The 25,485-nt window shown below is 38.7% G+C and carries 26 protein-coding genes; 13 read left to right on the top strand and 13 right to left on the bottom strand.

The annotated features are described in order from the left end of the window. Positions 1-144: 144 nt before the first annotated feature. The gene (cobO, locus tag ACYQ2D_RS11690) at positions 145-660 is read right to left on the bottom strand and encodes a cob(I)yrinic acid a,c-diamide adenosyltransferase (protein ID WP_459785516.1); all 516 of its coding nucleotides are present in this window, start codon (positions 658-660) and stop codon (positions 145-147) included. Between the two features lie 317 nt (positions 661-977). On the opposite strand from cobO, the gene ACYQ2D_RS11695 reads away from it, so the two are divergent. From ACYQ2D_RS11695 to ACYQ2D_RS11715, 5 genes are all read left to right on the top strand, one after another. Next, positions 978-3,596, top strand: coding sequence for a cation-translocating P-type ATPase (locus ACYQ2D_RS11695; protein ID WP_459785517.1), 2,619 nt, complete (start codon positions 978-980; stop codon positions 3,594-3,596). A 2-nt stretch (positions 3,597-3,598) separates the two neighbouring features. After that, positions 3,599-4,828: an AI-2E family transporter gene (locus ACYQ2D_RS11700; RefSeq protein WP_459785518.1), complete on the top strand. Its 1,230-nt coding sequence runs from the start codon at positions 3,599-3,601 to the stop codon at positions 4,826-4,828. A 224-nt stretch (positions 4,829-5,052) separates the two neighbouring features. Next, positions 5,053-5,454 carry a hypothetical protein gene (locus ACYQ2D_RS11705; RefSeq protein WP_459785519.1) on the top strand — a complete coding sequence of 134 codons (402 nt, stop codon included), beginning with the start codon at positions 5,053-5,055 and terminating at the stop codon, positions 5,452-5,454. Positions 5,455-5,567: 113 nt separating this feature from the next. Beyond that, entirely contained in the window at positions 5,568-6,521 is a 954-nt protein-coding gene (locus ACYQ2D_RS11710; protein ID WP_459786178.1) for an alpha/beta hydrolase, read from the top strand. Continuing rightward, a complete protein-coding gene (locus ACYQ2D_RS11715) occupies positions 6,518-8,335 on the top strand; it encodes a DUF6320 domain-containing protein (RefSeq protein ID WP_459785521.1) in 1,818 nt (605 codons plus the stop codon). Before ACYQ2D_RS11710 ends, ACYQ2D_RS11715 begins: the two co-directional genes overlap by 4 nt. Here the strand turns inward: ACYQ2D_RS11715 and ACYQ2D_RS11720 are convergent. From ACYQ2D_RS11720 to ACYQ2D_RS11735, 4 genes are read right to left on the bottom strand one after another with little or no spacing between them, the layout of a single operon-like run. Continuing rightward, positions 8,332-9,477 carry a sensor histidine kinase gene (locus ACYQ2D_RS11720; protein ID WP_459785522.1) on the bottom strand — a complete coding sequence of 382 codons (1,146 nt, stop codon included), beginning with the start codon at positions 9,475-9,477 and terminating at the stop codon, positions 8,332-8,334. The two genes, ACYQ2D_RS11715 and ACYQ2D_RS11720, sit on opposite strands and share 4 nt — an antisense overlap. Before the next feature lie 10 nt (positions 9,478-9,487). Then, positions 9,488-10,399, bottom strand: a complete 912-nt coding sequence (locus tag ACYQ2D_RS11725; protein WP_372554921.1) for a TlpA disulfide reductase family protein — start codon at positions 10,397-10,399, stop codon at positions 9,488-9,490. Positions 10,400-10,431: 32 nt separating this feature from the next. Next, positions 10,432-11,301: a 4Fe-4S binding protein gene (locus ACYQ2D_RS11730; RefSeq protein ID WP_444138829.1), complete on the bottom strand. Its 870-nt coding sequence runs from the start codon at positions 11,299-11,301 to the stop codon at positions 10,432-10,434. Then, complete coding sequence (locus ACYQ2D_RS11735; protein WP_459785525.1) at positions 11,294-11,434, bottom strand: CD1871A family CXXC motif-containing protein; 141 nt, start codon at positions 11,432-11,434, stop codon at positions 11,294-11,296. The genes ACYQ2D_RS11730 and ACYQ2D_RS11735 overlap by 8 nt, the downstream gene beginning before the upstream one ends. A gap of 108 nt (positions 11,435-11,542) precedes the next feature. Here ACYQ2D_RS11735 and ACYQ2D_RS11740 point away from each other — a divergent pair, with 108 nt between their 5' ends. Next, positions 11,543-12,226 carry a response regulator transcription factor gene (locus ACYQ2D_RS11740; protein WP_372554920.1) on the top strand — a complete coding sequence of 228 codons (684 nt, stop codon included), beginning with the start codon at positions 11,543-11,545 and terminating at the stop codon, positions 12,224-12,226. Between the two features lie 15 nt (positions 12,227-12,241). Here ACYQ2D_RS11740 and ACYQ2D_RS11745 read toward each other — a convergent pair whose 3' ends face one another. Further along, positions 12,242-13,429 (bottom strand): nucleotidyltransferase domain-containing protein, encoded by a 1,188-nt coding sequence (locus ACYQ2D_RS11745; protein WP_459785526.1) that lies wholly within the window; start codon positions 13,427-13,429, stop codon positions 12,242-12,244. A 59-nt stretch (positions 13,430-13,488) separates the two neighbouring features. Here ACYQ2D_RS11745 and ACYQ2D_RS11750 point away from each other — a divergent pair, with 59 nt between their 5' ends. Then, complete coding sequence (locus ACYQ2D_RS11750; RefSeq protein WP_459785528.1) at positions 13,489-13,752, top strand: PqqD family protein; 264 nt, start codon at positions 13,489-13,491, stop codon at positions 13,750-13,752. Here the strand turns inward: ACYQ2D_RS11750 and ACYQ2D_RS11755 are convergent. Next, on the bottom strand, positions 13,726-14,175 hold the full coding sequence (locus tag ACYQ2D_RS11755; protein WP_459785529.1) for a S26 family signal peptidase: 450 nt from the start codon (positions 14,173-14,175) through the stop codon (positions 13,726-13,728). The genes ACYQ2D_RS11750 and ACYQ2D_RS11755 overlap by 27 nt on opposite strands. 170 nt (positions 14,176-14,345) lie before the next feature. Here ACYQ2D_RS11755 and ACYQ2D_RS11760 point away from each other — a divergent pair, with 170 nt between their 5' ends. Next, the gene (locus tag ACYQ2D_RS11760) at positions 14,346-14,729 is read left to right on the top strand and encodes a hypothetical protein (RefSeq protein WP_187558990.1); all 384 of its coding nucleotides are present in this window, start codon (positions 14,346-14,348) and stop codon (positions 14,727-14,729) included. Positions 14,730-14,782: 53 nt separating this feature from the next. Here the strand turns inward: ACYQ2D_RS11760 and ACYQ2D_RS11765 are convergent, their stop codons facing one another. The 4 genes from ACYQ2D_RS11765 to ACYQ2D_RS11780 form a co-directional block, all read right to left on the bottom strand. Next, entirely contained in the window at positions 14,783-16,552 is a 1,770-nt protein-coding gene (locus ACYQ2D_RS11765; RefSeq protein ID WP_459785530.1) for a peptidase domain-containing ABC transporter, read from the bottom strand. Further along, positions 16,549-17,751 carry a PqqD family protein gene (locus ACYQ2D_RS11770; protein WP_459785532.1) on the bottom strand — a complete coding sequence of 401 codons (1,203 nt, stop codon included), beginning with the start codon at positions 17,749-17,751 and terminating at the stop codon, positions 16,549-16,551. The genes ACYQ2D_RS11765 and ACYQ2D_RS11770 overlap by 4 nt, the downstream gene beginning before the upstream one ends. 155 nt (positions 17,752-17,906) lie before the next feature. Further along, entirely contained in the window at positions 17,907-18,260 is a 354-nt protein-coding gene (locus ACYQ2D_RS11775; protein WP_459785534.1) for a PqqD family protein, read from the bottom strand. Then, the gene (locus tag ACYQ2D_RS11780) at positions 18,261-20,165 is read right to left on the bottom strand and encodes an OPT family oligopeptide transporter (protein ID WP_117456512.1); all 1,905 of its coding nucleotides are present in this window, start codon (positions 20,163-20,165) and stop codon (positions 18,261-18,263) included. It abuts the gene before it with no gap. A gap of 161 nt (positions 20,166-20,326) precedes the next feature. Here ACYQ2D_RS11780 and ACYQ2D_RS11785 point away from each other — a divergent pair, with 161 nt between their 5' ends. From ACYQ2D_RS11785 to ACYQ2D_RS11800, 4 genes are all read left to right on the top strand, one after another. Beyond that, the gene (locus ACYQ2D_RS11785) at positions 20,327-20,872 is read left to right on the top strand and encodes a DUF4230 domain-containing protein (protein WP_117456513.1); all 546 of its coding nucleotides are present in this window, start codon (positions 20,327-20,329) and stop codon (positions 20,870-20,872) included. 27 nt (positions 20,873-20,899) lie between these two features. Next, positions 20,900-21,490 carry a DUF4230 domain-containing protein gene (locus tag ACYQ2D_RS11790; protein WP_459785536.1) on the top strand — a complete coding sequence of 197 codons (591 nt, stop codon included), beginning with the start codon at positions 20,900-20,902 and terminating at the stop codon, positions 21,488-21,490. 38 nt (positions 21,491-21,528) lie between these two features. Continuing rightward, complete coding sequence (locus tag ACYQ2D_RS11795; protein ID WP_117456515.1) at positions 21,529-22,173, top strand: HAD family hydrolase; 645 nt, start codon at positions 21,529-21,531, stop codon at positions 22,171-22,173. A gap of 171 nt (positions 22,174-22,344) precedes the next feature. Next, positions 22,345-22,512 carry a hypothetical protein gene (locus ACYQ2D_RS11800; RefSeq protein WP_459785538.1) on the top strand — a complete coding sequence of 56 codons (168 nt, stop codon included), beginning with the start codon at positions 22,345-22,347 and terminating at the stop codon, positions 22,510-22,512. Positions 22,513-22,899: 387 nt separating this feature from the next. Here the strand turns inward: ACYQ2D_RS11800 and ACYQ2D_RS11805 are convergent, their stop codons facing one another. Together ACYQ2D_RS11805 and ACYQ2D_RS11810 are read right to left on the bottom strand one after the other, a co-directional pair. Then, entirely contained in the window at positions 22,900-23,595 is a 696-nt protein-coding gene (locus ACYQ2D_RS11805) for a hypothetical protein (protein ID WP_187558983.1), read from the bottom strand. Between the two features lie 14 nt (positions 23,596-23,609). After that, the gene (locus ACYQ2D_RS11810; protein ID WP_117456519.1) at positions 23,610-24,260 is read right to left on the bottom strand and encodes a YesL family protein; all 651 of its coding nucleotides are present in this window, start codon (positions 24,258-24,260) and stop codon (positions 23,610-23,612) included. A gap of 230 nt (positions 24,261-24,490) precedes the next feature. On the opposite strand from ACYQ2D_RS11810, the gene ACYQ2D_RS11815 reads away from it, so the two are divergent. Continuing rightward, entirely contained in the window at positions 24,491-25,477 is a 987-nt protein-coding gene (locus tag ACYQ2D_RS11815) for a glycoside hydrolase family 43 protein (RefSeq protein ID WP_117456520.1), read from the top strand. Positions 25,478-25,485 lie beyond the last annotated feature (8 nt).

The following is a 25,485-nucleotide window of genomic DNA, read 5'->3' on the forward strand; positions in this document are numbered from 1 at the left end:
GGTGGCAGGCTGTATATTGCAGTTCACAGCGGACGCAGTTTTATTGATCTTGGCAAGGAGTGTGAAAATCCGGCACAGCTGCGCCAGCATTTTACCTGCGAACTGAAATAGTTTATGAATAGGATTGATGCATTTTGCGATTTGTTACACATCAATACCATCTCTGGATAGAACACCCTGAGTATAATAGTGCTTGACTTCACGCATTTCCGTAACCAAATCTGCGTAGTCAATAAGCTCCTGCGGTGCATATCTTCCAGTGAGGACGACTTCTACTTTCGGGTTTCGACTTTGCAAAATTTTAATTACGTCTTCACTGGAAAATAATTTGAAATATAGGGCGATTGTAATCTCATCTAAGATTACCACATCAAACTTGCCGGATTCCAAGATTTTTCCGCATTTTTGTAAAGCTGCAGTTGCGACTTCTCTGTCATGTTCATCAGGTTTTCGGTCAATGAAACAGCCAGCTCCAAGCTGTTCGATTTTGATGCCGTCCATTACAGTTTCTATGCCGGTTTCGTGGTATTTCATGTCTTTGATAAACTGGGCAATATACACTTTCTTTCCGGCAAACAAGGCTCTTAAAGCCAGACCAAACGCCGCGGTACTTTTTCCTTTGCCATTCCCGGTGTATACGTGCACAAATGATTCTTTCATAATAGATACCTCCTATTTTTGCGTATTTGTTAGTTTTATTTTAGCATGAATTAGGGTATCTGTTAATCTTTTATATTGACAGGGGAGCATTTTTAGTATATGATTAGTACCAATAAAGGGGAGTAACCTACGTTACAAATAACGTTTGTGGTGTCGTCAGTACGATGGAGACATCCGGTGCCACAAAAAAATGGTGAGACTTTTATTGCATTTTTTGTTGTGCAATAAGGGTTTCTTTTTTTATACATTTTTATCGAAAGAGTCTTTCATTGCATAATAAGCAGAGTACATTAGTAAACAGAGGAGGCTGAAACGTAATGAAAGAAATTTATCAACAAACAGTAGAAGAAGTCCTTAAACAGGTAGGCAGTAAAGAATTAGGGCTTACAAGTGAGCAGGTAGGAAAGTCCAGAGAAAAATGTGGTTGGAATGAGCTTGCAGAAGGCAGGAAAAAAAATATTGTTCAAGTTTTCTTTGAACAGTATAAAGATTTTTTGGTACTCATTTTAATTGCATCGGCAGTCATATCCGGTATGCTTGGAGACATAGAGAGTGCGGCGGTAATTGTGACAGTTATTACGGTTAATGCAATTTTAGGAACAATACAGACTGTAAAGGCGGAACAATCGTTACAGAGTTTAAAGAAGCTTTCCGGACCAGAGGCGAAAGTATTGCGTGATGGGGCGGTCATTCAGCTTCCAGCAAGAGAGTTAGTTGTAGGAGATGTAATTTTACTTGAGGCAGGCGATATGGTTCCGGCAGATGGAAGATTAATTGATAATGCAAGCCTTAAGGTTGACGAAAGTGCACTTACCGGAGAAAGCCTTGCGGTTGAAAAAAGTATGGATACTATTTTGGAGGAAGTACCGCTTGGTGATCGGACAAATATGTTGTTTTCCGGTAGCTTTGTAACATATGGGCGAGGAAAAGCAGTTGTTACTAAAATAGGAATGCAGACTGAAGTCGGAAAAATTGCGGGGCTTTTGAAATCAACTTCGGAAAAACAAACTCCTCTTCAGATGAGTTTGGAGAAATTTGGAAAAAACCTTTCTATTTTAATTGTAATATTTTGTGGGATTTTATTTGCAATCAGCGTATTTCGTGGTGAAGAAATCAGCAGTGCGTTTATGTTTGCAGTGGCGCTTGCAGTTGCAGCAATTCCAGAAGCGTTGAGTTCGATTGTGACAATTGTGCTTTCTTTTGGAACACAGAGAATGGCAAAAGAGCATGCAATTATTCGTAAGCTTCAGGCAGTGGAAGGGCTTGGAAGTGTTTCTATTATTTGTTCAGACAAAACCGGAACACTAACCCAGAATAAAATGACAGTAGAAGATTATTATATAGATGGAAAACGGATTCCGGCAGGTGAAATTGATATAACAGACCTGGCTCAAAGACGACTTTTGGACGATAGTATTTTATGTAATGATTCAACAAATGAAAATGGGGTAGAAATCGGAGATCCTACAGAAACTGCGTTAATTAACTTAGGAAGTCGATATGGGGTTGAAGCTGTAAGTGTAAGAAGTCTTGCTCCAAGGATTGGAGAGCTTCCATTTGATAGTGAGCGTAAAATGATGTCAACCTTGCATCAAATTGACGGTGAAAATCGAATGATTGTAAAAGGAGCCGTTGATCGGCTTTTAGAACGAACAGAACGAATTTGGACGAAAGCTGGAGTTCGAGAACTTACGGAAGAAGAAAAAGAAAAAATCCGGCAACAAAATCAGGAGTTTTCGATGGAAGGATTACGAGTGTTGGCATTTACCTATCGTGAAATTCCTGACCAGCATAAATTAACGATAGAAGATGAAAATCATTTAGTATTTCTTGGATTAATTGCCATGATGGATCCGCCGAGAGAAGAATCAAAAGCGGCAGTTGAAGAGTGCATAAAAGCAGGAATCCGTCCGGTTATGATTACAGGAGATCATAAAATCACGGCGGCAGCAATTGCAAAAAGAATTGGAATATTGCATGATTTATCGGAAGCTTGCGAAGGTGCAGAGATTGAAAATATGAGTGATGAGCAGTTAAGAGAGTTTGTTCCGAATATTTCTGTATATGCAAGAGTATCACCAGAACATAAAATTCGTATTGTTCGTGCATGGCAGGAAAAAGGAATGATTGTGGCAATGACAGGAGATGGTGTAAATGATGCTCCGGCATTGAAACAGGCAAATATTGGTGTCGCAATGGGAGTAACCGGAACAGAAGTTGCCAAAGATGCAGCGGCAATGGTGCTTACAGATGATAACTTTGCAACAATTGTAAAAGCAGTGGAGAATGGACGAAATTTATATCGAAACATCAAGTCTGCGATTCAATTTCTTTTATCAGGTAACTTCGGAGCAATTTTAACGGTGCTTTGTGCATCACTGGCAGGGCTTCCGGTTCCATTTGCACCGGTGCATCTATTGTTTATTAATCTTTTGACGGATAGTCTTCCGGCAATCGCATTAGGAATGGAACCACATAACCGAGAAGTGATGAATGAAAAACCAAGATCCGCAGATGAGTCAATACTGACAAAAGATTTTCTTGGTAAAGTCGGTCTGGAAGGTTTGGTAATTGGTGCAATGACGATGATTGGATTTTTGACAGGCTATCATCAAAACGGTGCGTTACTCGGAAGTACATATGCATTTGGAACACTCTGCCTGGCACGTTTGTTCCATGGATTTAACTGTAAATCAGATCATCCGGTTCTCTTTACAAAACGCTGTTTTAATAATAAATGGCTTCAGGGAGCATTTTTACTTGGTGCAGCATTTATTACAGCAGTATTGATGATTCCGGAACTTCATATAATATTTAAAGTAGAAACTCTGAATTGGATTCAACTGGGTTTGGTATATCTGTATGCGTTTGTCAGCCTTCCGATTATTCAATTTCTTAAATGGGTACGCATAAAATTAAGAAAAAATGGAGAATAATAATGGATTTAAATAAAATGAATATTAAAAAAATTCGGGAATTGATTGCATTTACTGTACTTCTTGTTGTTGCATTATGGAAGTTCGATGTAGTAATCCACGTAATAAAAGAGCTATGGGGAATTGTATTCCCCTTTGCTCTTGGTGGAGCGATTGCATTTGTGATCAATGTACCAATGAGTTTTTTAGAACAGAAAATTTTTGGGAAAGCAGAAGCAGGAAAACAGGCAGGGGGAAAGTTTGCAAGACCAGTCAGTCTGCTGCTTACCATTATATTAGTGCTTAGTGTGATTCTGTTAGTGTTGTTTGGTGTAATTCCGCAACTTACGCGAACAATGGGAAACTTAATGGCAAGTATTGCTGATTTTATTCCGCAGATGCAAGAGTGGATTCGAAAGTTTTCCAATGATAATCAGGAAATTATGAGCCTGGTAAATCAGGTGCAATTTGATTCTGATAAAGCAATTAAGTGGGGAATCAGCGTTCTTGGAAACGGAGCAGGCAATATGATGAATACGACAATGTCAGCAGTAGGCTCCCTTGTTAGTGGATTTGCAACTTTCTTTATTGCCTTTTCTTTTGCCTGTTATATTCTTTTTCAAAAAGAGAAATTACATGTACAGATAAGAAAGATTTTTTTCGCTTTTATTCCGAAACAAAAAGCGACGATGTTTCTTGATATTTGTTCCCTGACTTATCGCACATTTGCCAATTTCCTTACCGGACAGTGTGTGGAAGCTGTGATTCTCGGAAGTATGTTTGTTATTACATTAAGTATTTTGAAAATGCCATATGCACTTTTAATTGGAGTCTTAATTGCATTTACTGCATTAATCCCTGTTTTTGGGGCGTTTATCGGGTGCGTAATGGGATGTTTTTTGATTTTTATGGTGAGTCCCAAACAGGCAATTTTGTTTATTGTTGTATTTCTTGTTTTACAGCAAATTGAAGGCAATCTGATTTATCCACATGTTGTGGGTGGGTCTGTAGGACTTCCATCAATCTGGGTACTTGCAGCAGTTACAATTGGTGGAAATCTTATGGGAATTGTAGGAATGCTTGTTTTTATTCCTTTGGTATCTGTATTGTATACGATTTTCCGCGAATTTGTATACTCGAGATTGAAAAAGCAACATATAAAATCGGTAACAAAGACAAAAGTAGAGGAATATACCGCAGAAGAAATTGCAAAGATGGAAGGAACCTGTAAAAAACAAGATGATAAAGAGTAGAATGAAGGGAATCAATTCATTGGTTTTTACAGCACTTTTAAAAACAGTCTGTTTTAACAGGAGTGTTTTCTGTTAAGGCAAACTGTTTTTTTGTAAAAATTCATTGTAAGAACCAAAGAATGAATGGACCAATGAATTGACTAAGCGGTCAAGCTGTGGTATGGTATTCCTATAAAGTATGAAAGAACGGTTCGAAGGATGAAATACGAAAGGAAACGAAAATCATGCAAAGTTTACTCGACGAATTAAAAGAAATGCAGGCAAAACTATCTGCAATAATTGTACGGCTTGAAGCAGAACATAACACAGTGACTGCGACGCTCGCAGAGATAAGAAGAGTGGCGGTGCTTGAGGAGATTTACAGAGCCGGAGGAACGGTAACCGCAAAGGAAGTCTCTTGTTTTGCAGAAAAGTATGGAAAAACTCCGAGTTCAACGGCAGGCTATTATTCAGGAAATAAACCGTCACTAACAGCATCGGAAGATCGTTTAGCCAGAGTGCTTACAGAGACAGGACGGATGATTGTGTTGGAAAAGCGTGAAGAGTGGGGCGAAGATTGGCTGGAGAGAGTGCCGATGGAGATTGTTTCAAATGCGTATGCCAGAGATACGGAAATAGTGTTTTGAGTGCATCCAAATAATTAAAAGTTAGAAAGAGGAAAAACCCTAGAGCATCCATTGCGCTTTGTGCTATACTAAAACTTAATCAATATAAAATTCATGAACAAAAGGAGTAAAAAATATTGATCAATCAAGCGGCAAAGAAAATTTTAAAAGCACTTTCTTTTGATGGTGTAGAAGTAGAAATGTTTCGTCATATGGCGGACTTAAAGCGATTGGATCCTATGAAAATCTTTTATAAAAAAGTAGATGAAAAAATATATAACGGGAGCCATGCAGTACCGGTTCGCATTTTTTTCCCAAATGAAAAAAGCTTTCGGGAGAGTGAAGAAAAAAAAGCGGACAGCCAGGAACGAAAGCTGCTTTTGTTTATACATGGCGGTGGCTGGGTGACAGAGAGTATTGACAATTATGAAAGAATCTGTGCGCGACTTGCAGACGCAACCGGACAGTATGTCGTTTCGGTGGAATATAGATTGGCGCCGGAAGATAAGTTTCCGGCAGGGCTGGAGGATTGCTATGCAGTTGCAAAGGCGTTATATTCCGGTCAGTTTGTATTAAATGTAAAGCCGGAAAACATTACACTGATTGGAGACAGCGCAGGCGGAAACCTTTGCGCTGCATTATCTTTGATGGCAAGAGACCGAAAAGAGTTTATGCCGAGCAGACAAATTTTAATTTATCCTGCTACGTATAACGATTACACCGAAAAGTCGCCATTTGCCTCTGTAAAAGAAAATGGAACAGATTATCTTTTGACAGCAGGAAAAATGCAGGATTATATTGACCTCTATGCGAGAAATGAGGAAGATAAAAAGAATCCGTATTTTGCGCCATATCTGGCAAAAGATTTAAGTGATCAGCCGGATACATTGATTCTTACCTCCGAGTTTGATCCGCTTCGAGATGAGGGAGAAGCGTATGGAGAACGTTTAAAAGAAGCTGGCAACCGGGTACGGATTCATCGCATTAAAGATGCCCTTCACGGCTATTTTGCATTGGGAATCAAGCAGCTGCATGTGCAGGAAAGCTTCACTTACATTAATGAATTTTTGAAAGGGGAAGCGTCGTGAAACAAAAAAAAGCACGTTGGAGAAAGCTGGATAATGCAGCAAAATTATATTCTGCATCCAGTAACAAAAAAGATACAAGAGTTTTTCGATTTTATTGTGAATTAAAAGAACAAGTGCAGTCTGAACTTTTGCAACAAGCGCTGGAACAAACGGTAGAGACCTTTCCGACTTTTCTTATGGTACTTCGAAAAGGGTTATTTTGGCATTATCTTGAGCCTTGTAATTTACGTCCGGTTGTAAAAGAAGAGTATAAAGAGCCTTGCAGCAGGCTTTATATCCGAGATAAAAAAAACTTGCTGTTTGAAGTGACATATTATCAAAAACGTATTAATTTTGAAGTATTTCATGTACTGACCGATGGTACAGGGGCAACCGAATTTTTAAAAGAATTGGTGAAAAACTATCTGTATCTTGCGCATAAAGAAGAGAGATTGGAGCAGGTTTCCTTGCAGCCGGAAGATATGACAGTGCAGGATCAGGAAGATGATAGTTTCCTGAAATATTATTCAAAAGACCAAAAACGACCGAAAAAAAGGAAGCTGCATGCATTTCAGATACGTAGAAAAAAGAAAGATGGAAACCGTCTGCATGTCCATGAATCTATTGTTTCGGTACAGGCAATCTTAAAAAGAAGCAGGGAGCTTGGTGTTTCTATGACCATCTTTTTGACGGCAATCTATATGATGGCTATTCACGAAGAAATGTCGAAGATGCAGAAAAAACGTTCTGTGATATTAATGGTACCGGTAAATTTAAGAAAATTTTTTCCATCGACGTCGATGTTAAATTTCTTTAACTGGATTGAACCGGGATATGATTTTGCAACGCAAGATGGAAGCTTTGAAGCAGTATTGAATCATACAAAAGCCTTTTTTGAAGCGGAGTTGACCAAAGAAAAAATGTCGGCACATATCAGTGAATTACTTGCATTAGAACTACACCCGATTTTGCGGCTCGCACCGCTGGAACTTAAGAATCTCTGTATTCAAGCAGGAGCAAAATTCTCAGAAAAGAATGTAACCGCAATTTTTTCTAATATGAGTGCGGTTAAAATGCCCAAAAGCTATGTGCCTTATATTGAGCGATTTGGTGTCTATACAAACACTCCGAAAATGGAATTATGTCTGTGTTCATTCCAAGATAAACTGTCCTTCGCATTTACCTCCAGATATGATACCGAAAATATTGAACGCAATTTTTATCGCTTATTAAAAGAGCAGGGAATTTCAGCCCAAAAAGTAGAGCCGGTCTTTCCGAAGCCAACGATGCCAAGTGAGCAGGAGATGAAAGTCTATAAAATTTATAGTTTTTTATGTATTGCACTAGTGGCATTGATGTTGGTGACCGACTTAAATTTCCATCCGAAGATTCGTTGGACACTGTTTACCGCCGGAGGCGTTGCAACAATGTGGATTGCCTCTTCAATTGGCTTCTTTAAACGCTACAATTTATTAAAAAATTTGATGTGGCAGCTGTTAATCGGAACCATCATTAGCTTTATCTGGGATGCATTAACCGGATGGCATAGCTGGTCGGTCGATTTTGTGCTGCCGCTGATGAGTGTAGGAACTCTGCTTGCAATGTGTGTGATTGCAAAAGTGCAGAAAAGCCCGGTAAGAGAGTATCTGATCTATGAAATTATGGCTGCCGGGTATGGGCTGATTCTTCCGGGCATCCTGCTTTTTTGCAAAGTGGTGAAGCGCCCAACTGTGAGTATGTTTGGTGCATTGGCGTGCTTTTTATTTTTAGTAGGCGTGCTGTTGTTTAAAGGCAGAGAGTTTAAAGAAGAGATGCAAAAAAATTTGCATGTTTAAAAAACAATTTCAAAAATTGTACCACCCGCAGGATTGTCTTTGACAGTAATATTGCCATTATGGACTCTTACAATTTCATACACAAGTGCAAGACCAAGTCCGACACCGCCAAGTGCACGGCTTCGGGATTTATCAATGCGAAAGAACGGTTCAAAGATTTTGTCTTTGAGTTCTTCAGGAATCCCATTTCCGGTATCCGCAACCGATAAAATGATGTTTTGGTCTTTTTTTGCTACGGTTACGGTAACTTGACCGTCCGAGCGATTGTATTTTATCGCATTTTCTACAAGATTATAAACAAGTCGGTAGATTAAGATGTCGCTGCCTATCATAGTAAGGGCTTCACAGTTTCCGGTAAGGGTGATGCCTTTCTTCTGGGCAAGCGGCTCTAAATCTGCGAGGACTTCTTCGACGAGTGCATCGAGTGCAATTTCTTCGTCGCGTGCCACGGTCTGCAGTTCACTCATATCCAGAAGGGTTTTTACCATTTTGCTGAGTCGTTCGTTTTGTTCGGTCACCATTTTGAGCGTTTTTTGAGAACACTCATCATTATCCGGATGTTCGGTAGCGTTATACAAATCAAGTTGTACCTGCATGACAGCCAGGGGAGTACGAAGCTCATGCGCGGCATTTGCGGTAAATTGGCGTTGGGTTTCAAAGGACTCAGAGAGTCGTTCAAGCATCTTATTATAGGAAATACTCAGTTGATTGAGTTCTTTGACTTTGTTTTCCTCAATTCGTGAAGCAGCCAGGTTTTGTGCCTGTACTTTTTCAATTTTATCCGAAAATTCACTGAGGGGCTTTAGCGCATGTCCGCTTATAAAAAAGGTAATAACACCGCCCAAAAGCGCCATCAGTGCGGAAAGAATCAGACTTGTTTTCCTATAATCTGCTTTGTTATTGTAAACTTGAATGGAAAAATCATTTGCAAAATCTTGCCATTTTTCATCCGGGATGCTGATATAGATTTCCTCCGAGCCGTCTTTGCTGCCGTCTTCATTTTGAGCATTTACCGTATCTTGCAGAGAATCAATGTAGTAAACTCCGCTTTTATAGATAAATAACGTAAGGCATCCGCAGATTAATGCAATGAATAATGTAGTGATGATTGTAAGTCGCCATTGGATTGATAATTTTTTCATGATTTTTTACTTACTTATTTGCACTGTCTGCATCAATCACGGATTGAATCTGGCTCATAAGCGTATCATAATTATCCGGATCATCGATTCCGCCAAGCATTGGATCGCCTACAATCTTTCCGTTTCGATCTACAAGAATCGTGGTAGGAAATGCCATAATTTCGGAAGCATATTTTCCTGCATTGGAATCATATGCAATAGAAAGGTTACGGTAAGTTGCGCCCTGGCTTTCCAGCACTTTTTTGGCATCTTCAATTGCAGATTCATTTGAATCGAAAGTTTCAGTGTTGATTCCTACGACTTCTCCGCCCATAGATTTGATTGCTTCATTCATTTCATTGAGTTTGGATAATTCTGCAACACAAGGTTTACAGCCTGTAAACCAGAAATTTAAAACGGTTACGGCATTGTTGGAAAACAGAGTTCCATCCACTTTATTTCCGTCGAAGTCTGTTCCGGAAAGATCTTTAAATGGAGTATCCTCATCAGCAGCATCTTCTGTATCCGCAGAGCCGGTTGTTGCCAGTTCATCTTCCAGCTTGGAAATCTGCTCTTCAATTCCACGAATGGTTTCAATGTCGCTCTCTAATGTCTTGAGTTCATCCTCTGTAAAAGAAGATTTATTTTCTTCAATGGTTGCGGTAAGGAAATCTGCATAGGCACTATCGGAATCTGTATTTGTCTTGCTCATCATGCCAAATACTTTATCCCATACTTCGCTATGATCCGCAAAAATCTGATTTTCCTGCTGATAGAGATCATCTAATTTTTTAGTGGAAGCATCCGTTGACTCTTTTGTATCGGAGGTAGTACTTTCGTTCTTCTTAGGATTCTTTTCAGTAGTGTCTTTTCCGCTGCATGCAGTCAGTGATAAGGCTGCGCAAAGTGTGAGAATGGTAATAATATTTTTTCTTGTTTTCATGGTTAAAATCTCCTTTACAGATATATAGTTTATTATTTTTGGTTTTTCATAAATTGAAAGCAAATGGCATCTTTTGGACATGCTTTCATGCAGGCACCACACCGGATACACTCCGGATGATTTGGATTTTTTAGCACATCCACATCCATTTTACATGCGGTGGTACACTTGTGGCAACCAATACATTGATCCTCTTTTACTTTTATGCTAAGTAAGGATACTTTATTAAATAAAGAATAAATTGCACCCAGTGGGCAAATCCATTTACAAAATGGCCGGTAAAATAAAATGCTTAAGACAACCACCGTAATTAAGATAATACTCTTAAATCGAAACAAGCTGCCAAGTGCCGAGCGAATTGCTGTGTTTCCGATTGCTAATGGAATGGCACCTTCCAACACGCCTTGCGGACAAAGATATTTACAAAAGAACGGATCGCCCATTCCTATGGAATTTGTCACAAGCATCGGAAGTAGGATGACAAACACGATTAAGATGAAATATTTCAGATATCTTAATGGCTTAAGCTTTGCGGTAGAAAACTTTTTGCACGGAATTTTATGAAGTAAATCCTGAAACCACCCAAACGGGCACAAGAATCCACAGATAAATCTTCCAAGCAGCACACCCAGTAAAATAAAAAATCCGGTGATGTAATAAGTAAATTTAAATTTTGAAGAACCAATCACTGCCTGTACGGCTCCGATTGGACAGGCTCCGGCAGCTGCCGGACACGAATAACAGTTTAGTCCCGGTACACAGACATTTTTGGCAGCACCCTGATAAATTTTTCCCTTAAATAAATTAGGAATATGTATATTTGTAAGCAAGGTGGCGACCGCCTGAATCCAACCACGCAAGCCTGCGATTTTCTTTGATTTGAGTTTTGTTTTCTTATCCAATTCCTACACACTCCAGACATAATTTAATTGCTTTGCTAAGTACAACAGCCGCTTCTCCTCTGGATATCCCATACGTCACCAGAATAATACCGGCAGCAAGTAAGATAAGTTGTAGTATTTGTTTGCTCTTCAAAAATTGATTGCTCCTTTCTTTTGCCCAAATTTGTCTTTGTTGACCTGTCGACATAAGTATTATACAATAGAGGGTGTAAAATTTCTGTTAAGGAAATGGGGAAAAAATTTGAGATTATTAATTGTTGAAGATGAAAAAGAATTATGTGATACGGTTGCCAAAACTTTGTATCACGTCGGCTATGAAGTCGATACCTGTTATGACGGCAGCGAAGCACTGGATTATATATTGGCAGAAAACTATGATTTGATTGTGCTCGACCTGAATTTGCCGGGGATGGATGGAATGGAGCTTTTAAAAGAATTACGCAAAAAAAATGAAGAAACAAAGGTTCTGATTTTATCGGCAAGAAGTCAGATAGCAGATAAAGTTGAAGGGCTGGATGCCGGTGCAAATGACTATATGGAAAAGCCATTTCATTTACAAGAATTAGAGGCTCGTATCCGAAGCTTGACCCGCCGTAAGTTTGTACAAAAAGATGTGTGCCTGACTTGCGGAGGCATAAAGTTCGATACAAAGAAACGAGAAGCCTATGCCAATGGCGAATTTGTAGCGCTGACCCGAAAAGAAAATGGAATCTTAGAATACTTGCTTCTAAATCAAGGCAGACCGGTTAGTCAGGAGGAATTAATTGAACATGTCTGGGATGCGTCTGCGGATAGTTTTAGTGGTTCAATCCGAGTTCATATGTCGTCACTTCGAAAGAAACTAAAAGCAGTACTTGGATATGATCCGATTGTAAATAAAATCGGTGAAGGCTACAAAGTTGTGGAGGATAAAATAAAAGAATAAAACAGCGGCTCATTATTAAGAGTCGCTGTTTTCAAAGATACGGATAAGCCTGGTGTGTTCATTTTTTTCTTTAAACTCTCGAAGGACTGCCCGAAATGTTGTGTTTCGAAGTTTTCGATTATTTTTAAGAAAGCAGACAAAGGTCCAGAACCATAAAAATGGCCATAAAACAGGGAGATGGGAGGCATTTGGAAAGCGTACTTTCATTTGCAGATGGCCTTCTTTAAAATACGTCAACCAATTTATTTTTTGATAAGAGGTGGATCCGACAATCGCATGATTCGCATTCGTACCCATATCTCCTCCTTCTAAAATCATCGAAAGAAAGTGTTCGCAGGCGTCAGTATCATAAGTAACTTCCGGATCAATTTGCTCTGCAAGTCCGAGATAATTTCGACAACACGCTAAAATAATTTCATAAAGATGAAAAATTCTGGATTCTCGGCACCAGGCATGCAGTTTCTCAAAATCAATTTCATTATAAAAATGGTTTAAATAAACGGTAAAATCACAGAGCAGCCGGATTCCGAAACCACTGTACAGATAGTGCTTTAACATGTGATGAATCAGATAAAATGCAGATTCAGTCGGGGCAAGCACCGTATAGGAGTATCCATAGAGTGTTTGTGTCAGCTTAGATGGATTGGAAAATACTTCCTCCACGATTTGATTGGCTTGTTCATATTGATATAACCCGACAATGCGATAATGCAGTTCCAGTTCAAATTGGCGCCCGGTTTTTGGAAACGTGTACAAAAAAAGCATATGGTGGTCACTGAGTTCATCTTGTAAGACATATCCGTGAGAAATCAGCAGAGATTTCGCTTTCTCAAAGGCTTCGGAATCATTGATATATAAATCCACATCTCCTGATTTACGATACTCCGGAACCGGATAATAACTGGCAAGGCTCAGACCTTTTAAGAGATAGCAGGAAATCTGATTTTGTGAAAGTAATGAAACCGTTTTTCTGGTAAAATGTTCCAGCTCATAATAGTTTAGTAAAATCTGTTTCGTCTGTTGTTTCAAGAACAGAAAATAAGGCGTATCACGAAAGTAAGGCAAGAGAAACGGAAGCGTACACTGTTTCTTTGCCAATTCTATTAATTGAGAATACTCTTCTTTTGGAACTACAATCTTGCACTCAGAGTTAGTGCAATTTTTTTTGATAATACTTAAATAGGTATGATATACTTGTTGCATAAAAATAAACTCCTGAAATAAAAATGTTATAGCATAAATCTAAGAAAAGGAAACCTAATATGAAAAAATCAAATGGATATCTGATAAAGCAACTGGAAGATGAATGGATTCTTCTGCCTGTCGGAGAAAAGACAGAAACAGTGCATGAAGTCCTTTCGCTTAGTGAAACTGCGGGTTTTATCTATGAGCATGCCGAAGAAGCAGAGACTATAGAGCAACTGGCTCTGTTAGTGGCAAAAGAGTATAAAGTAACGCCGGATGAAGTCTACGAAGATGTAGAAGCAGTCGTGCAGCTGTTAAAAGCGAAAGAGATTCTGCTTTAATTTTCGCAAAAAAGCGCTTAATTTGAAGCAAAACGGGCGGATCGGAAGCAGCCAGAGCCATAAAAAAGAAAGGATTTGATAGGGGATATTGTTAACAGAGATTTCTTTTCCATTATGAATAAAAGCAATCAGCTTTCCCTTGATCTGTTCCGGCTGAATTGGACCTTCAAGCTCAGATTGATTGTCTCCAACCATAAAAAAACCGGCAGGAGTGACAGCATAAATTCGGTGCAGAACAAGAATGCTATGTGCTCTACGATAGAGCACGACATCATTTCGCTGCAAGTATCCAATCGGGACTTGTTGAATCAGCGCTTCATCACGACCGGGAATAAATAAAGGATACATGCTATAGCCCTGAGGCTTGATGCGGATGATAGCACCGTCATTTAGTAATTTTTCGAGATCAATTTTAGGTTCCATAATTTCTCCTGTCTAAATAAGGTACAATTATTTTTGTAATTATAGCATTGACAGTCACAAAGTACAATAAATCTTATTAAAAAATTCTTGACTTTTGGATAATATATGAATATGATAATAAAAAAACAAATCTTAATTTAGTAAGTATAGTTTTAAAGGAGGAGATACAAATGAGAGCATACGAAAAGCCGGTAATTACAGTGGACAGTGGAATGGCAGAAGGGATTTATGCAGCAAGTGGAGCAACACAGGGCACATTAAATGTAACTTATCATGGAGTATGGGACAGATGGGGTACAAATGGCGGAAAAGGTTTGGCTATGGCAGACTGGTCCGGAATTGATGGGACCATTACTTTAAACATTAAATTTAATGAGACCGTAGACCAGATTGAGACAGACGATGCATCGGTACAGTGCGCATGGAATGGAAGTACCGCTACTTTAACTTTTGCAAGTACTGCATCAAATCCACTTACAATTGGAATTCATATTGATCATGGAACCAGCATTGATGATCTTAAGATGGAAAGCTTTACTTATTCTGTAAACTAATAAATTAATAAAAAACCTCTGTCGCTATGTTGTTCACAGCGGCAGAGGTTTTTTTAAAATTCGGCTATCAGTTTTTGAATTTCTGATTCGGCTAAGCACTCACATTTTTTCTCCCGAATTGCATAAACCCTGGTACAGATATTTAATACCGTTGGTCTATGTGTCGTGACAATACAGGTTCTGGGATAAGTATCCTGCATAATATTTTTTAATACATTTCGCTCAGTGGCAACGTCAAGTGCGGAAGTTGCCTCATCTAAAAGCAGAATCGGGGATTTTCGAAGCAATGCGCGGGCAATTGAAAGTCGCTGCGCCTGGCCTTCTGAAAGTCCACCGCCTCGTTCTTTTATTTCACTTTGAATTCCGTCCGGCAATTTTGCGACAAATTCCCAGGCACAGGCAAGCTTTAACGCTTCTATGATTTCTGCATCGGTCGCTTCCGGTTTTACAATCCGCATATTTTCGGCAATGGTGCCGGAGAACATAGTATTTCCTTGCGGGACATAGGAAAATAATTTTCGAGTGGAAGGAGACAATGAAATTTTTTTACTAAAATTTGCTCCGGAACATACCGAAAGATCTCCGTTTTGTGGTTTAAGCAAAGAGAGCAGTAGGCGAAGCATAGTTGTCTTTCCTTCTCCGGAAGGACCGACTAACGCTATGATTTCATGTGGGTAAGCGTTTAAGTTGGCGTTCAAGAAAACTTTTGTACCGGTATGATAAGCGTAGTTTAATTCTTTTAGTTCAAGTCCGATGCCTTCCGATTTGTGCTGTGCTTCAAACTCGGTTACCAGAGTGTCCTGGCTATGGTCTTCTTGTGGCATCTCTACGATATCCATAAGACGACCGGCAGAGATAGTCAAAGAGATTGCAGAGGGAATTAAGCCAACCAATGAATTTACAGAAGCCGTTAAGGTGCTGGAGAGTGATAAAAACATGGTCATTGTTCCATAACTGATTGCCTGACTCCACACACGATAAATTCCCCAACCATAGCAACTATAAGATACAATAAATCCGATGATAGACATTAAGATAGAAGTCAGCATGGACATTTTCTGAAAATCCAGGCGCATGGAAATATAATCCTGTTGCAGTGATTTTAATTTATTGGTATAAAAATGAATCAAGTCAAAGGCCTTAATTGTCTGAATGTTTGAAAAACTTTCCTGGTTAAAGCCATAGAGTTTGGCATTCATTGCGGCACTGCGCTGGTTGTTTTGTTTCATTCGTTTTAATAACGGTCGCGAAAGCAGGGCACTAAATGGAATTCCAATCAAAGCAAACAGTGCAAAAGTTGGGTCATAGTAAAGCACAATGGCCAGTGCACTGAGAAAACGAAAGACGTAGATGATTAGATTTGGAATCCAGTTTAAAACTCCACTTGAAATATTTGAAGCATCGGCACTCCAGCGAGTTACCAGATCTCCGGTATGATATTTGGTCAAAGCTTCCCAGTCTGTAACGAGCATTTTGGAGAAAATGTCATTTTTAATCTCAGTATCTACTTTTAGATTAATAAAAGTAGATGCGTAGCTGGAAGCCTGAGAAATCAGAATGCTGATGATAGAAAAGCTAATCATTGCAATAAAGGTGCTTACTAATTTTCCGGTTTGATGACCGGTAATAATATCTACCAAATCCTTGGAGATCAGACTGGAGATGAGGGAAACCACGGTCCCGGTAAGCCCAAGTAAAGTATAGATAAGCATAGATTTCCAATAATGTTTTCCGTATTGATAAATCCATAATGTCTGAAGCCATATTTTTTGTAAAGAACCCTGCTTGAAGTGTTTCCATATAAGAGAAATTTTTTCTTTCATGTCAAATGGTTATCCTCCCAAAGGTTAATTCCTGCTTTTAAGCTTTGTGCAGAAGAAGGCTCTGGCATACATAGAAAAGAAAATACAGGCACATGGGAAACAATTTCTTCAGCAAATATCAAATTCAAAGAAAGCTGTTGTTCTTTCCAGACCGGAGAAATCATTCTCTGCATCACCCGAAGAATCTGTTCTGATTCATTTAAATCTTCAAAATGATTTTTAGATGGATGCTGCCCGAGAAGAACAATCCCACCAAGTTCATAATTTTGTGCAGTGAAAATCCCGGAAGTTCCACACCAGGGAATTCCATAAACCATAATCTGCTTTTTTTTGATATCAAAACCTAAAAGATTTAAGTCGCCATTTAAATATGGAGTTTGAAAAAGTGTGTTCCAAAAAGCAGTATGTGTAGATTTTCCAACTCCGGAATGACCAGAGAACAGCCATGCTTTTTGATGATACAAAAGAGAGGCAGAATGAATCGCAAATAATCCGTTTTTTTGAGCAATAAAAAGAAAAAATAAACGGATAGCATGAAATAAATTTTCAGTGGCAATATCGGAGTGTTCCGGTTTGCAATAAATTCGGACATAACTTCCGTCCTTGGTCATATGCGCTTCATATAAATTTTGCATAGGATGAAAGACGATGATGTAATGATTGGCGTGTTCAAATACGCTCAGTTCTGAGTTTTGAAGCAGTACTTCTCCATAAGCGTGGCTTGCCGGAGGAATTGTAAGCAGTTCAAAGCGCTGGTCAGCTTTGGCATTTGTGGAAGAATCCGGTTCAAAACCAAAAGAGTCAAAATGCGTGAGTGCCGATTGCTCTAAGAGAAGCTGCTTTGGGTCATAAATCTGCAGTTTGAGTCCGGCAATTTCTAAGTAAATTGTAGTGAAATTGGAAACTGGCTGGAGATCCTCTACAAGGATTCCGTTTGCTTGAAGTTGTGTAAGAAAGTCACGCACATCGTCACAAAGCATTGGAATTGAATCGGAGTCCAAATGATAAATTCTGGCAATCGCACTTACAAGGTCGTCAAATTCCATGCCTTCATTGTGTTGCAAAAGATTCCAGAGTAAGGTTCCGGTTTCATTCAAAACCATGCCTTTTCGTTGATCTGCGATTTGCTGACCATAAGGCAGTAAATAGCAGGTGTCTTTTATTTTGCGAAGGGTGTATCCGGATTGGCATTGAAACATAAATAAAAGGTGTCCTTTCGTTAAAGTTGGATTAAAAAAATCTACAGATATTATAAGCTCAGATGATAATTGTGTCAAAAAGAAAAAGTAAATAATAAAAGTAAATAAAAATAGCTCCTATCGTGAAAATTCAATTTCATGATAAGAGCTATTTTTTACTTCCACTCAACAAAGTGATAACTATCTAATATTTGAAAATACTTGGCAAGGCGTTCATATAATGGATTTGCTTTTTCACCGAAATGGTTTTCGACTTCTTTTCCAAGTTCGATAATATTTTTTTCTCCATCTAATAAAGGCCATACAAAGCTTCCTATTTCATCCAGATGGATATGTGTGACTTTTGGTTTTTTAAAAAATTTTTGCGCAATTCGGTTAAAAGCACCGGTATTTTCAATGTCGAGTGTAATAATTCCATTTTCATCAGCCGACCAGGAGATGCCCTCCGGTCGGCTTGGTTTTCGTTCCAGATAATTCTCTGAAATCACATTGTTATTTTTTTTCATCATTTACTTTCTTTTTTTCCAGACGGAAAATTTCAATAAACTTAATATAATCAGAGCAAATACAACTAAGCTTCCGATATTAGCTACCGGTGTAGAAAGATTTAATTTAGAAGATAAGTCGATTGCATCATTCAGTCCAAATACAGCAAAGATAGCGAGTAAAATACCAACTAAGCCTTCTCCGGCAATCATACCAGAACAATATAAGATACCGTCGCTGATGATTGCATCTTTTTCTTTCTGTTCTTTGTTCATTTTATCAAATACAAGACGAACAAGACCACCTACCATGATACAAGCATTGAGCTGTACCGGAAGGTAAACACCGATTGCAAATGGAAGTACCGGAATTCCTACGATTTCGACTGCAATTGCAAGGAATACACCGATAAATACGAGAGTCCAAGGCAGATTTCCATCCATAACGCCTTCGATGATCATTTTCATTAACATTGCCTGAGGTGCACCGAGCTGTTCAGTACCAAAGCCCCATGCGGCATCTAATAAATATAATACACCACCGATTGCAAAAGCAGCGGCGATAACACCAATCATTTCACCAATCTGCTGTTTCTTAGGAGTTGCACCGAGTAAATATCCGGTTTTTAAATCCTGAGAAGCATCTCCGGCGATTGCAGCTACGATACAGATGATGGAACCGATAGCGATTGCACCCTGCATACCATGGGCACCATGGTCACCTGTTATTTTTAAGATGATAGTAGCAATCAGAAGAGTTGCGATTGCCATACCGGAAACCGGGTTATTTGAGCTTCCTACAAGACCAACCATTCTTGAAGAAACAGTTGCAAAGAAGAAACCAAAGATAACAACGATAATCGCACCAACGAGAGTTACCGGAATTGCAGGTACTAACCATACAAGCAGAGTCAGAATGAGGATAGCAATTAATAAGAATTTCATGCTTAAATCCTGCTCAGTACGTTTATTTCCTGTACCTTTAGAACCGGACATACTTTTTAAGGCGTCACGGAACGTACGGATAATCAGAGGAAGGGATTTAATTAAACTGATGATACCGCCTGCTGCCAGTGCACCGGCACCGATGTAGCGGATATAACTTCCCCAGATTGCGCTTGCGCCTCCGGCTGCAAACATTTCTCCGATAGGAGCAGTTCCCGGATATAAAGTCAAATCATTACCAAACAGTACAATTGCCGGAATAAATACCAGCCAGCTGACAATACCACCGGCAAACATATAAGAAGAAATTCTTGGTCCACAGATGTAACCAACGCTCATAACAGCTGGGTAAATCTGTGTTCCGATTTCTCCAGCGTATCCTTTTACGCGGAAAGATACTTCACTTGGAACCAGTTTTAATCCATCGATAATGAATTTAAATCCGGCAGCAATACCAAGTCCGGCAAATACAGTAGAAGCATTTGCTCCACCTTCTTCACCAGCTAAAAGAACCTCTGCACACGCAGTACCTTCCGGATAAGGAAGTACGCCATGTTCTTTTACGATTAATGCGTTTCTAAGCGGAATCATGAATAACACACCAAGCAGACCACCGATTAAAGCGATAATTGTGATTTCAATAATACTTGGTTTATCCATTTTTCCTTCTGCTGCCCATAAGAATAAAGCAGGCAGGGTGAAAATAGCACCAGCGGCTAAAGACTCTCCGGCAGAGCCAATAGTCTGTACCAGGTTACTTTCCAAAATGGAGTTTTTTCGCATGATAACGCGAATTACACCCATGGAAATTACAGCAGCCGGGATGGATGCAGAAACGGTCATACCAACACGTAATCCGAGGTAAGCGTTTGCTGCACCGAACACAATTGCAAGAAGGATACCCATTACAATAGAAGTGATTGTAAATTCAGGTGTCACTTTTTCAGCCGGAATATACGGCTTGAACTCTTTATTTTCGTTCATGTTTCTCTCCTTTGTAAATCTAAAGTCACAACAAACATCATTATATAGAAAATATGTCCGACTTGCAATAACATTTGTGCATTTTCATTGTATTTCCAGATTTAATAAAATATGATAAAATAGCAGGAAACCAGAAAACTTTAAAATTATGGGAGAATACTATGAAGAAAAAACTTGTCTTACTTGTTCTGATTGTGGCAATTGCAGCAGGAGCAGGTCTGGTACTTCCGGGCGTGATGAACAAGGCAGGAAAAGAAACGACCATTACATCTTCTCAACTCGAAGATGCGATAAATATCAGCCAGCTTTCTACCGCAGAGTTTGTTTATAACGGTGTAGCAGAAAAACATAATCAAGAAAATCCGGATGAGATAGACTGCTATATTGCGTATGATGCCAATGTGAAAGTCGGAATTAACATGGAAGAGGTGACATTTAAAATCAATGAAGAAAAAAAGACTGTGACACCGGTTCTTCCAAAGATAGAGATTAATATTGCAACGCTAGATGAAAATTCGATTAGCTATATTCCAAAGAATCCAGACCTTTCTTTAAAAGAAGTCATTACGCTTTGTAAAGAAGATGCAATGAATGAGGCAAATCATTCAGATAAATTATATGAAACAGCCCAGGAAAATCTGGAATCTGTAATCGAAGCATTGCTATCACCGATTCTTGAACATGAAGGGTATTCGATTCAGTGGTAAAGTGTGATAAAAAATGGAGAAAATAAAATGAAACGAAAAAAAATACTTTGTCTTTTAGTAATCAGTATGCTGTGTCTTACCGGGTGTGCAGATAAGAAAGAGGAAAAAAAAGAGGCTGATTTTTCAGCAATTCAATCCGTCTGTGAACTTGCAACTTTAAAATGCTATTATCACAATGTAGCAAAATCAGAGACGGAAGCCAGCGGATTGTTTAAATGGCTTGGAACAGGATATAAAAAAATCTGGACTGAGTACAGTGGAATTGTAGAACTTGGGGTAGATGTCAGCAAGGTGTCTGTTTCCAAACCAAGCAAAGACGGAGTGGTAAAGGTGACCATTCCGGATGCTGAGATTTTGAGTGTGGATTTAGACGAGGATTCTATGGGAGAGCCTCTTACCGATACCGGATTTATGACTAAAATCACAAAAGAAGAAGAAACCGAGGCACTTGCAGAGACGCAAAATCACATGGAAGAAACTGCAAATGAGAATGGAAATCTTTTAAATCAGGCAAAAGAACGGGCGAAAAGCCTGATTGAAGGATATGTGAAAAATGTAGGAGAACAAATCGGAAAAGAATATACCGTAGAGTGGGTTGATGCGAAGGCAGAAGAATAAAACAGAAGAATAAAAAGAGAAGGAATGAAAAAATCAGTATGATAAAAGCAGTCATTTTTGATATGGATGGAACATTAATTGACACAGAGAAATATTACCGGATTTTCTGGCCAAAGGCACTGGCACATTTTGGATATGAGATGAGTGATGAACAGGCACTTAGTATGCGCTCTCTTGGAAGACCCTATGCGCCAAAACATTTAAAAGAGATGTTTCATGATGAGAATCTGGATTACACTACAATTCGTAATTATCGAAAAGAAATCATGGAAGAATGTCTTCAAAAGAATGGAATTGAACTGAAAAAAGGAGCAGTAGAACTGCTTGAATTTTTAAAAACAAAAAATGTCAAACGTGCGATTGCTACGGCAACGGATGAAGAACGTGCCAGAAAATACTTAAAACAAATTGGTTTAGAACCATATTTTGATAAAATTATCTGTGCAACAATGGTAGAATACGGAAAGCCTTCACCGGATATTTATGAATATGCCTGTAGGCAGCTTAAACTTTTGCCAGAAGAATGTATGGCAGTGGAAGATTCGCCAAATGGAGTCTTAAGTGCCTATCGTGCAGGGTGTAAAGTTGTGATGGTTCCGGACCAGACAGAACCAGAAGAAGCATTAAAAGAAATCTTATATGGATGCGTAGAAAACCTCTTAGAGATTAGAAAATACTTCTAATTGTGCAACTTGTTGCAGAGACATCGCAAAAAAGTTTGTGAAAAACCACCTTTGAAAGAAAATTAAATAAAGAGTAAAATAAAGATAGAAAGAAAACAGAGGTGGGAAAAATGAAACTATAAAGAAGCGATACAAAGCAATAATCCAGAGCGACTGATAGGTATTGTGAAATTGATTTATCAAAGAAAACAAGGACGTCAAAAACAAGGCAAAAAAGTACCGATAGTAGACGAGAGATACTTTGATATAGCGGAGAATCGCCTGTATTCAGAATTAGAACTGGTGCTTGGAAAAAATAGAAATGAGATTTATGAACTGATAAAAAGTTATTGTGAATAATCTAAAAAGGGACGGGGTTTGTGGCTTAGTCAAGCTACAAACTCCGTCCCTTTTTTATGTTATCTCTTTTTGATAAATTTAATGCTTCGTCTGCGCTAGAAAGACCGCCATTTCCTAACTGATTGGCAGCATCTGCGATAGGACTGGTAACACTGGTATTAAGCTCTCCATTTAAGGTATAGCTTCCTTCGAGTTTTTCTGGATTTAATGCATCGTTAAAACGGGCGTTATCGTTGTTTTAAGGTAACAGAAGGCATGCCTTTTACTTCGGCCAGTTTATTTAATTGAAATAAGCAGGAATATTGTAATTGATATTATTTAACCATACCAGAAATTTTACAAAGGGAAAAGTCTATTTCAAAAATAAAACACACAAACTACCTGAATTTATGGGTTCAGGCAGTCTGTGTGTGTCGTAAAGAAAGAAACTGCTTTTTTCGCATTTTCTGGGTTGTCCCCTTTTTCAGTTAGACAGATAATATAATTTCCTGCATCAATCCCCATAGGAGCAGGTTCAGATTTAGAAATGATTTTTCCGTCTGTGTCGGTATCAACAATAGAAGCCTCTTTTAACTGCGAGGAATAAGCAGAAAGTTCCTCTTTTGAAAGCAGGGTACTTAAATCTGCAAACATTCCCTGTGGAGCAGAATCAGTAAAAAATTCTTCAGAGCAAAGAATCACATCGACGCTTCCGGCAGAAAGATGAGCCAGATAAGACATGTTATTTTGATATTCGTTGAGATTGTAATAAGTGACGTTTACGATGGCATCTTCATCTAGTTCAAGACTTTCTTTTATCTCATCACAAAGGGCATCCGTATCCGAAAGGTAGACTTCATTGATGAGTGCGACAGAAAGTACGGGGGTATGTTGTTTTCCATTGATACTTGCGCATATAATAAGGATGATGCAGATGATAAGGGCAAGGACCACAAGACATTTTGCCAGATAGTAGTCACAAAAGTAAGCGATACGTTTTTTGGGCGGCAATTTTTTGATATCGTCTTTTGTGGCTGATTTTGTGCCGTGCTGATAAATCTCTGCATCATCTTCCAAAGCAGTCTTTTTGAATTTTGTATTCATAAAAAGGGCTCCTCTTAAAATCGTTCACCGGAGATTTCCAGGTCGTGTTCTAATTCATCGGGTACATATTTACGAAAGATAAAAACAAATAAATTCGCATTTAAATATCCAAGCAATCCGACTCCACAGCAAAGTGCCAGTCCAATAAATGGAACGAAAGAAAAGAAAAGCAGAATAAAAGTGGCATCGATTGCAATTAAAAGCAGAGTCAATGGAAAATGACGGATGGCCATAAAAAAAGCATTTTTTAAATTATTGTAGATGGTATTTTTAAATTTTGCCTGTACCGGAAAAATATAAAGGCAAATGAGAAGGTATGGAATAAGAAAACAGGAACAGGTCACCAGCATCAGACGACCGAGTGTATTTTCAAGTGCCATGGCAATTCGAAAGTCTGTAAAAAATACAAATCCGATAATCATTAGCCCAATCCAGATAAGTGTGGATTGCTTAAAATTTATTTTAAAAGAAGAAAAAAAGTTTTTAAGCGGGTATCCTTCTTTCGTACGGATACGTTTCATACAACTGTAATAAAGAGCAGTAGTGGAAGCTCCAATGGTGATAATTGGAAGACTGCATAAAATCCATAAAAAATGAAGGGTGATGATATCTCCTACAAGATAGAAAAATCGAGACAGCAAGCTGTCATGGGTAAAAAGATTCATAAAAAAATCGTCTCCGTTCTGCCATTTTTGGCGGTAAAATCTTAAATGTTTTGGTTTCTGTATAATATTATAGAATAATCTAATATAAAATTCAAACAAAAAGCCGCAAAATCATTCACAAAAAAGCTGAATTGGAATCAGTAATATTTTACAAAAGTCTAAAATACTATTGAAATTTATATTTAAATAATATAAAATTAATTTACATTAATCTAAAAGGAGAAAAAGGAATGAACAAAAATAACTATAAAGAAACCAAGTACAACAAACCATTGATTTTACAGAGGGCGGATCCGTATGTGTATAAGAGTCAGGATGGAACTTATTATTTTACTGCTTCCGTACCGGAATATGATAAGATTGTGCTTCGTTCTTCCGATACAGTAAAAGGACTTGCAGAGGCCAAAGAGAAAACACTTTGGGTAAAGCATGAAGAAGGACCACAGAGTATTCATATTTGGGCTCCGGAAATCCATTATGTAGACGGTGGATGGTACATTTACTACGCAGCAGGGGATAAAGATGACATCTGGGAAATTCGTCCTTACGTTCTTCATTGTAAAGGACAAGACCCGATGAAAGATGAATGGGAAGAATTAGGAATGATGCAGGCAGCAAATGAAGATGAATTTTCTTTCCATGCATTTTCACTGGATGCGACAGTATTTGAACATAAAGGGGATTATTACTATATCTGGGCAGAAAAAACAGGGGTTGGCAAACAGATTTCAAACCTGTACATTGCAAAAATGGAAACACCAAACAAGCTTGCAACCGTTCAGGTACTTTTAACAACACCGGATTATGACTGGGAAAGAATTGATTTCTGGGTAAATGAAGGACCGGCAATTTTAAAACATAACGGAAAAATTTATATGACTTTCTCAGCAAGTGCAACCGGAGAATGTTACTGCATGGGTATGCTTTCTATCGATGAGGATGCAGACCTGTTAGACCCAGCGTGCTGGACAAAACTGCGCTATCCGGTACTGAAAACAGATGTAAAAGCCGGTGTGTTTGGACCGGGACACAATTCATTTGTAAAAGCGGAAGATGGAGAGACAGACCTTTGTGTTTATCATGCAAGACCTTATGATGAGATTGTGGGAGACCCGCTTTATGACCCAAATCGTCATGCGATGATAATGAAAGTGCGCTATGACGAAAATGATTTCCCGGTGTTTGAATATCAGACAATGGAAGAGGTATTTGCATAAGAAATATA

Source organism: Blautia stercoris, from assembly GCF_054657695.1.